The organism is Arthrobacter sp. 2YAF22_2, from assembly GCF_052114645.1.
Classification (GTDB): domain Bacteria; phylum Actinomycetota; class Actinomycetes; order Actinomycetales; family Micrococcaceae; genus Arthrobacter.
Genome location: NZ_JBFRFD010000559.1, coordinates 1 through 2,217, shown reverse-complemented (window position 1 = coordinate 2,217; position 2,217 = coordinate 1). Strand labels below are relative to the sequence as shown.

The 2,217-nt window shown below is 65.8% G+C and carries 2 protein-coding genes; both read right to left on the bottom strand.

Translation table 11 applies throughout. The annotated features are described in order from the left end of the window. A partial coding sequence (locus AB4Y86_RS17265; protein ID WP_441403391.1) for an AAA family ATPase occupies positions 1–1,618 on the bottom strand: 1,618 nt, incomplete at its 3' end. Between the two features lie 225 nt (positions 1,619–1,843). Next, positions 1,844–2,217, bottom strand: a 374-nt coding sequence (locus tag AB4Y86_RS17260) for a response regulator transcription factor (protein ID WP_441403390.1), incomplete at its 5' end; no start/stop codon positions are given.

The window sequence follows — 2,217 nt, the reverse complement described above, 5'->3', positions numbered from 1 at the left end:
GGCTCGCGGTGTGGATCCYGGTCTCGGACGCCAGCCCGGGGACATGATCGGCCAGTGCCAGGACGTCACTGTAGCGGCCCTCGAAGGCGGCCAGTTTGCACTCGGCGAGAAGCAGCTCACCGCGCGCTGCTTCGAGCGCGGCTGTGTCTTCCGTGGTCGCCTCCGCGAGACGGTCGCGTACCAGGTCCAGCCGGGCTCGCGCCGCTGCTGAGGTGCCGGGACCGCGCTGGTCCAGCTCCACCTGCAGTAGTTGCAGGGCCACCCACTCGCCCAGTGGCAGGTCTTCGCCGCTAGTGGCTTCCAGCTTGTTCAGCACCCGCCTGGCGGACTCGTCGTTGTTGACCGCGATGTGAGCCTGCACTGATTCGATGGCCACGCCGGCGGCCGCCCCGAAGGCGTCGATTTCGTGGACAAATCTCAGCGCCGAGGTCGGGTCGGACGCGTTGTTGGCCAGTCGGGCGGCGGTGAGCGCTGTTGCGGTGCTGACTTGTTCCCCGCAGTCCAGGGCCCAGGCCACGTCGGCAGACCCGGCGGGTTCGGACTGCTCGGTGTCGGCCAATACGGCGGTGAGACGACGCCGGAGTTCCGCACTGCGTCCCGGGGGGACAACCCCCGCGACGATCGTAGCGGTCACCGGGTTGGCCACACTGACCATCGGGGGGTGGTTGTGGCTGACCTGGATGAGGCCCCGCTCCTGGAGGTTGTCCATGTCTTGTGGGTTGAAGATTGCCATGAGCGTCTGGAGCGGCACGGCGCCAGCGAGCGCCAGGAGCTCGAACACGTCGCGCTGACCTGGGCTGAGCCTGTTCAGCCGTGCCTTGATGACGTCGCGAACTTCGCCGGTCAGAGCGATGGGACGCCCGTTGAGGACCCAGGCCTCCCCCTGCCGCACGATCGTGCCGAGTTTGATCTGTTCGCGTGCCAGGGAATGGAGGAACAGCGCGTTTCCGCCGCTTGCACTCCAGAGCGCCCGGGCCGCGGTGTGCGAGAACTGTCCGCCGTATTCCTGGTTGAGCGTGGCGGCCGTCTCGGCGAAGTCGAACGGCTCCAGGTCTACTCGGCGGAGCAGATCATCCTTCCACAGACCCATGATGTCCCCGCCGACGTGGGGCAGATCCACGCAGGCGGCCAGCAGGGTCACATGACCCCCGGCACTGAGCTGGGCGACCATCATGCAGGACAGGTCGTCCAGGTCGTGGGCRTTGTCCACGAAGATGATGATGGGGCGTCCCTGGGCCTTCGTGTGGAGCAGTTGCGTGAGTCCGCGGAGCACCATCAGCGGGTGCTCCAGGTGCGAGGAATCAAGGTCATTGAGGAGGACGCTCAGGGCGCCGTACGGAAGTTTCGACGAAATGGAACTGCCTCGGACCTGGACGACCAGGTAGTCCTCGCCTAGTTGCTCAAGGGCGCGCTGGGCGATGAACGACTTGCCGGCGCCGTGTTCGCCGACGAGCACGACGCCGCAGCCGGAGCCGGACGTCATTGTGCCAATGACGTCAGAGACGACCTGCTGCCGGGTGAATTGTTTTTCCTGCCGCCCCTTCGATGGCTGTTGCGCGAGTGCAATCGTGTCTGTTTTGCCGCTGCCCGCAGGCACGCCGGCTTCTTGCTGAAACATGGGAGAGACCTTCGCAATCAATGTTTAACCAGTGATAAATCCACAGTATGGACTAGCCGTTGCGAAGACATCCGTAGGTAGTACTCGATTGCTTGGCACGTACCTGTCGAGCGCCTACGTGGCTGTACTCGAATGCAGCCGGGGGCCGAGGTCAGCCAACCAAGTAGTCGCCGGCCCGTCTGCGAGTGCCGGGGCGGTAGTGCACCCTACTGGCCCAGGGGACATCTACTCCGGGGCAATCCGGCGGAGGTCCTCGCGACCCTTGACGTTCAACTTCGCGTAGCTCCGGTAGAGATGGCCCTCAACTGTCCGGACGGACACCTGCAGTTCTGACGCGATTTGCCGGTCGCTCAGGCCCCGAACGGCCATTCCGACAATGTCGCGTTCCCGGCGGGTCAGGAGGCCAAGGGTATCTTCCTGCGCGGACGGGCCCTGCCCGGGCCCGCTTGTGGCGCGGTCACGGCAACGCTGCCGCTGGGACAGTGCCGTACGCTCCCGCAGCAGGTCACCGGACTCGCGATAGGTCCGGGCGGCAGCGTCATACGCCTGCCGCGATGGCCGTGGTCTACGGCAAGGCCTCCGGTGACCTGCTGCGGGAG